General features: G+C 65.4%; 5 protein-coding genes, 1 tRNA gene and 1 pseudogene. 3 read left to right on the top strand and 4 right to left on the bottom strand.

Annotated elements, in window-relative coordinates:
- Nucleotides 1–64 precede the first annotated feature (64 nt).
- Nucleotides 65–1,328, top strand: a pseudogene (locus B3D39_RS06630) (DNA polymerase IV).
- 1 nt (nt 1,329) lies between these two features.
- On the opposite strand, the gene B3D39_RS06635 reads toward B3D39_RS06630, so the two are convergent.
- Nucleotides 1,330–2,196 carry an N-formylglutamate amidohydrolase gene (locus B3D39_RS06635; RefSeq protein WP_274963265.1) on the bottom strand — a complete coding sequence of 289 codons (867 nt, stop codon included), beginning with the start codon at nt 2,194–2,196 and terminating at the stop codon, nt 1,330–1,332.
- 180 nt (nt 2,197–2,376) lie between these two features.
- On the opposite strand from B3D39_RS06635, the gene B3D39_RS06640 reads away from it, so the two are divergent.
- Both B3D39_RS06640 and ykgO read left to right on the top strand, forming a co-directional pair.
- Nucleotides 2,377–2,451 (top strand) — tRNA-Val (locus B3D39_RS06640).
- Nucleotides 2,452–2,532: 81 nt separating this feature from the next.
- The gene (gene ykgO, locus B3D39_RS06645; protein ID WP_038074920.1) at nt 2,533–2,658 is read left to right on the top strand and encodes a type B 50S ribosomal protein L36; all 126 of its coding nucleotides are present in this window, start codon (nt 2,533–2,535) and stop codon (nt 2,656–2,658) included.
- Between the two features lie 95 nt (nt 2,659–2,753).
- On the opposite strand, the gene B3D39_RS06650 is transcribed toward ykgO, so the two are convergent.
- The 3 genes from B3D39_RS06650 to B3D39_RS06660 form a co-directional block, all read right to left on the bottom strand.
- Nucleotides 2,754–4,403, bottom strand: coding sequence for a peptidoglycan-binding domain-containing protein (locus B3D39_RS06650; protein WP_274962801.1), 1,650 nt, complete (start codon nt 4,401–4,403; stop codon nt 2,754–2,756).
- Between the two features lie 52 nt (nt 4,404–4,455).
- Entirely contained in the window at nt 4,456–5,676 is a 1,221-nt protein-coding gene (locus tag B3D39_RS06655; RefSeq protein ID WP_078570803.1) for a phenylacetate--CoA ligase family protein, read from the bottom strand.
- 89 nt (nt 5,677–5,765) lie between these two features.
- The coding region (locus B3D39_RS06660) for an ABC transporter ATP-binding protein (protein ID WP_286789531.1) at nt 5,766–6,449 on the bottom strand (684 nt) is incomplete at its 5' end.

Here is a 6,449-nt window from a genome sequence, read left to right on the forward strand (position 1 = left end):
CCCGGGATATTTCCGCCAAGAGGAAGAGAGGGTATCTAAGGGGTGTTTCCCGGATCGAGTCCCCATGCCTGCCCTTTGCCGCGATTGCCTGAAGAGTTTTGACGAGGCGCCGAAGCGTTGCCCTTCCTGCGGCAAGGCGCGGATCGTGGCGCATCCGGAGCTGTTCGACCTGCCCATCGCGCATATCGATTGCGACAGTTTCTATGCCTCGGTCGAGAAGCGCGACAATCCCGAACTGTCTTCGCAGGCGGTGATCGTGGGCGGCGGCACGCGCGGGGTGGTGACGACCTGCTGCTACATTGCGCGAATCTCCGGCGTGCGCTCGGCCATGCCGATGTTTCAGGCGCGCAAGCTGTGCCCCGATGCGGTGATCATCAAACCGCGGATGGAGCATTACGCCAGCGTCTCGCGCGAGATCCGGGCGAAGATGGTCGAGCTGACGCCGCTGATCGAGCCGCTCTCGCTCGACGAGGCGTTCCTCGATTTGGGCGGGACGGAGCGGCTGCATCATGCGCCGCCCCGCGCTCCTGATGGCGCGGCTTGCGCGCGAGATCGAGACGGAGATCGGGGTCACGGCCTCGGTTGGCCTCTCGCATAACAAGTTCCTCGCCAAGATCGCCTCGGATCTCGACAAGCCGCGCGGGTTTTCGGTGATCGGGCGCGGCGATACGGAAGAGTTTCTCCGCGACAAGCCGGTGTCGATCCTTTGGGGCGTGGGGGCGGCGACGCGCTCGGCCTTGGGGCGCGCGGGCATCCGCACGCTTGCCGATATCCGCCGCGCGGGGCTGTCGCGGATGGAGGACCGTTTCGGCGCATCGGGGCGGCGGCTCTTTGAGTTGGCCAGCGGGCTCGATGCGCGGCGCGTCTCTCCCGACTCGCCGATGAAATCGGTGTCGAACGAGACCACCTTCAACACTGACATCGCCGATCGCGAGGCGCTGATGGGCAAGCTGTGGCATCTGGCCGAGAAGGTCTCGGCCCGGATGAAGGCGCGCGATCTGGCGGGGCGGACGGTGACGCTGAAGCTCAAGAAGGCTGATTTCGCGACCGTGTCCCGGCAGCCCCGGCTGGAGGAGCCGAGCCAATTGGCCGACACGCTCTATCGCGCGGGCGAGACGCTGTTCGACAAACTGCCGAAGGGGCAGGCCTACCGACTCATCGGCATCGGATTTTCCGACCTCACGGCGGCCGATGGGCGCGATCCGGCGGGTGACCTGCTCGACCCCGATGCGGGCAAGCGCGCAAGCGCGGAGCGGGCGAAAGATGCGATCCGGGCGCGATTCGGGGCGGATGCGATCCGCAACGGGCGCGGCTGGGACGGGGAGTGAGTCACTCCGCCGCGTGACGCAGCGGATGTGCTCCGAGATCGGCGATCTGACGCGCCGCCCGGCTCATCAGCGCCGCGAACGCGTTGAAATTCTCGTTCGGCGCGATGCGGTGCTGATCCATGTAGAGGGCACGGTCGATCTCGATCTGGATCGCGTGATACCCCTCGCGCGGATGCCCGTAGCGCTGCGTGATATAGGCACCGGCAAAGGGGCTGTTGCGCGCCACGTTCAGCCCCTCGCCTTCGAAGATCAGTTCGATCTCGCGCACGATCTCCCGGTCGGCGCTGGTGCCGTAGCGATCGCCGAGCACGATCTCCGCGCGGCGCGGCCCGCTCGCGGCCAGAGCCTCGGAGGGCATCGAATGCATATCGAGCAGAATCGCCTGCCCGAAAGCCCCATGCGCCTCGGCCATCAGCGCCTCGAGCTGCGCGTGATAGGGCCGCCAGACATGGTTGATCCGCGCCTCGGCCTCGATCATCGGGATCTTGCCGCGATAGATCGCCCGCGCACCGGACACCACGCGGGGAATCACCCCGAGACCGGCAGCGACGCGCGGCCCCGGATGCGCCCGGTCCAGCCCGGCGATCAGCGCCGAATCAAGTTCGTCCTCCGCCCGGTTGAGATCGACCCAGGCCCTCGGATACTGCGCGCAGAGAAGCGGCGCGCCGAATCGCGGAACGTCCGCCAGCAGCTCATCGACGAAAGCATCTTCGGAAGACCGCAGGCGCAGCATGTCCAGAACGGCCCGTTCCTGCAGGCTATGCGGGTATTGCGCACCGGAATGGGGCGAGGCGAAGACCGCAGCCGTCCGCAACGCCTTGGGGCGAACCAGCCGGAACGGCGGCAAAAGGGCTGGGCTGTCGGACATGAAACCTCTTATGATCGCCTAATATCTTACACTGGAACGCTTTCACGCCAAAACCCTCTTGAAAGCCGTTTCGACTCTTTATATAGACCCCCAGACCGACGCGACACCGCGCCTTTCGGTTCCCTTCGCGGCCTAGCCGCAAGCGCGAATCAAAGGCATCAAACGGGATCGCACGGGTGTGGGCGGTTAGCTCAGCGGTAGAGCACTACGTTGACATCGTAGTGGCCACTGGTTCGATCCCAGTACCGCCCACCATCTATTCACCGCCCCCGGCTTGCAAGCCCGGGGCATTCGTTTTTCAAGGCGCACCGCGCGCCGCGATACAGGAGAAGGCCGATGAAGGTCCGCAACTCGCTCCGCTCGCTCAAGCAGCGTCATCGCGATTGCCAGGTCGTGCGCCGCAAAGGCCGCGTCTACGTGATCAACAAGACGCAGAAGCGCTTCAAAGCCCGCCAGGGCTGAGGCAGCCGAGCCGAAACGAATAAAGGCCGCGCCAGGGATTTCCCGGCGCGGCCTTTTCCTTTGTTCAGCGTTTCGAGGCTGAGAGGGATCGGCGCTTAACGCGCGCCGATCGCCCCGGCCAGAAGCTGCGCCACGGTGGCCTGATCAAGATAGCCGGTGGCTTCCAGCCCGCCTGCGGTCTGATAGCGGCGAATCGCGCGGCGCGTATCCTTGTCGAAGACGCCGTCGACCTTGCCGGGCTTCAGGCCCATTTGGGCGAGGCGTTGCTCCACCAGCGATTTCGCGACGCCGGGCAGGTTGAGGGCGGCCTCTTTCGCGGCGGCCGCGTCCATCGCGTCGCTTTGCTGATTCTGTTGCTGCAGCTCAGCGATGCGTGCCTCGGCCTCAGCTTTGAAGGCCGGGTCGGAGCGGCTTGCCAGATAGTCACGGTAGCTGGCGATGGTGTCGGCTTTACGTGCGACGTCCCAATCGGCGCGATCGGCCGACTGCGCTTCATCGCGGCGGTCCGCTTCGATCTTGTCGAGGCGCTCCTGCGCGAGTTCCGCGAAAAGACCATCGGGATATTTCTTGAGGTAGGCGCGCAGCCCGGCCTCATCACCCGCCTTGCCGGTCTGCTCCCAATAAGCGCGGTCTTCTTGATCAATCTTGGCCTGACGGGCCTCGGCCTCGGCCTTCAGCTCGGCGGCGCGTTTCTCGCCCTGCGCCGAGAGCGCAGTCAGCTGGGCGCGGGTCAGATAGCTGGTGTCGTCGAAGCCGTTGGCTTTCTGCCAGCGCGCGATCGCCCCGCGCGAGCCGGGCCCGAAGATACCATCGACGCCTTTCGGGTCGAATTTCAGGATCGTCAGGTTCTGCTGCACCTCGCGACGCTGATCGCGGCTGAGGTTCAGCGCCTCTTCCGCAGCCTTCGCTTGCCGCTGAGGCTCGTCACGCAGTTGCTGGATACGCTGCTTCGCCTGAGCGGCATTGGTGCCATTCGGATAGCGGTCGAGATAGAGCTGATAGGCGGTGATCGTGTCCTCGGAACGCGCCATGTCCCAATAGGGGGCTGACGGGTCAGCCGCGGGGGTCTTCACCGGGGCGGGTTTCTTGCCCGTCGGCTCGGTGACCAGTACGAAATCGCGCGGCATGTAGCCGCTCGCGCGCAAGTCTTCGGATTGCGCCGACTGCATCAGCGAGGCGCCGGGCTCGGTCAGGTTGCCCGACATGAGGCTGGCCACATCCTTAGGGCTGCCGCGCAGCACCGTCACGCCCTGCGGAATGTCGAGCGTGCCGATCCCAGGCTGGGTGAGGCCCTGGCCGTTGCCCTCATCATCCGCCGCGCCGAGAAGCAGCACGGCACGCCCCGGATGGGCGGCGAGCACGGTCATCACTGCGGACAGCGGCAGCGCCTCGCTCACCGCTTCGGGCAGCGAGGTGTCGCGGGCGTCGACCGGCAGATACCATGTCTCCCCGTCGGAATGGACAAAACGGCCCGAGAGCGCCACGACCAGCCGCTCGGCCTCGGGTGCGCGGGTAACGAAATCACGGAAGCGGGACCGGATCTCGGCCGCATCGGCGTCATCCTCGATCAGCACCGAGAAGCCCGCCGTCTGCAGCTTTGCTTCGCTATCGGTCAGGGCAGTGCCCGAGCGAAGATCGTCGATCCGTTGATAATCGGAATTTCCCAGCACCAGCGCCAGATCGGCGGCATGGGCGGGAAGGCCAAGCGCCGCGATTGCGGCACCTGTCAGAAGAAGTTTACGCATGGGGTCCTCCACTCTCTTTCCGGAGAAACCCCTTGAGTGCGCGCGCGGTTCCTCAGTCGTATTTGCGCTGGTCGTCGATGACCTTCCCATCATTGGGCAAAGAGCCGGGCGACACCAGTTCGATGACGCCCTTCATCTTCAGCGCCTCGCGGATACCACCGTCGAAGCGGGCGGGATCGTCGGCCTCGGTTTCGATCTGAACGGTCATCACGTCCATCTCGCCGTCACGGGTGGCGATGACGCGGGCTTTTTGCACCTCTGCATGGGCCGAGACAAAGCTGGCGACCTGCTCGGGACGGACGAACATGCCCTTGATCTTGGTCGTCTGATCGGCGCGGCCCATCCAGCCCTTGATGCGCATATTGGTGCGCCCGCAGGGGCTGACGCCTTCCATCACCGCCGACAGATCACCGGTGGCGAAACGGATCAGCGGGTAGTCGGGATTGAGCGTGGTCACGACGACTTCGCCGACCTCGCCGGGGGCCACCGGATCGCCGGTGCCGGGGCGGACGATCTCGACGATCACGCCCTCGTCGACGATCATCCCCTCCATCGCGGCGCTCTCATAGGCGATATTGCCCAGATCGGCGGTGGCGTAGCATTGCAGGCAGGCGATGCCGCGATCCGCATAATCCTGACGCAGGCTCGGGAAGAGCGCGCCGCCCGACACGGTGGCCTTGGTGATTTTCAGCGCCTCGCCCATCTCTTCGGCCTTCTCGAGAATGATGCGCAGGTAATCGGGCGTGCCCGCGTAAGTGGTGGTGCCGATATCGACGGCGGCGCGCACCTGCAGTTCGGTCTGGCCGGTGCCTGCGGGCAGAACGGCGGCGCCGACCGTGCGCGCGGCATTCTCGAACATCATGCCCGCGGGGGTGAGGTGATAGCCGAAGCAGTTCTGCACGATATCGCCGGGACCGACGCCTGCGGCATGGACGAAACGCCCCAACCGCCACCAGTTGTGGCTGGTATCGCCGGGCTCGTAGATCGGGCCGGGCGACTGGAAGATATGCGCGAAGGCATGGGCGGGTTTCGTGACCAGCCCCCCGAAGGGCGGCGCGCCTTTCTGCGCAGCCCCGAGGTCGGACTTGCGCAGCACCGGCAGCTTCGCGAGCGCCTCGCGCGAGGTGATCGCGCTCGGGTCGACGCCTTGCAGATGCGCCGCGATCCCCGGAGCCTTCATCGCCGCGCCGATCAGCGCCGGCAGGCACTCCGCCAGAGAGGCCTCACGCGCGTCGGCGCTGCGGGTTTCCAATTCGTCGAAATGTTCGCGCATCTCTCGACCCTTTCCGTTCAGCGGACAAACCGCTCCTATTCCGCGCCCAAAATGTTGCGCAGCAATTCAATTGAAACAGTAAGTTAACGTCACGCCAGCCAGCGCTTGCGGCGGCGGTAGCTGCGCACGTCGCGGAAGCTCTTGCGGCCTTCGTCGGACATGCCGAGGTAGAATTCCTTCACGTCCGGGTTTTCGCGCAATTCCTTGGCGGGACCGTCCATCACGATGCGCCCGCTCTCCAGAATGTAGCCGTAATGGGCGTAGCGCAGCGCGACATTGGTGTTCTGCTCGGCCAGAAGGAAGGTCACGCCCTCGTTCTCGTTGACCGATTTCACGATCTCGAAAATCTGCTCCACCAGCTGCGGCGCGAGACCCATCGAAGGTTCGTCCAGCAGGATCGTCTCGGGGCGGCTCATCAGCGCGCGGCCCATCGCGACCATCTGCTGCTCCCCGCCCGAGGTATAGCCCGCCTGCGATTTGCGGCGCTCCTTTAGCCGCGGGAAGTAGTCGTAGACCATCTCCAGATCGGCCTGGATCGCGGCACGCCCATCCTTGCGGGTATAGGCGCCGGTCAGCAGGTTTTCCTCGACGGTCAGGTGTTCGAAGCAATGGCGCCCCTCCATCACCTGGATCACGCCCTTGCGGACCAGATCGGCGGGGGAGCCGTCCTGCACCCGCTCGCCGCGATAGGTGATCGAGCCTTTCGTCACCTCGCCGCGCTCGGATTTGAGCAGGTTGGAGATCGCCTTGAGCGTCGTCGTCTTGCCCGCGCC

It is taken from the genome of Thioclava sp. UBA3469, from assembly GCF_002378135.1.
Lineage (GTDB): Bacteria > Pseudomonadota > Alphaproteobacteria > Rhodobacterales > Rhodobacteraceae > Thioclava > Thioclava sediminum.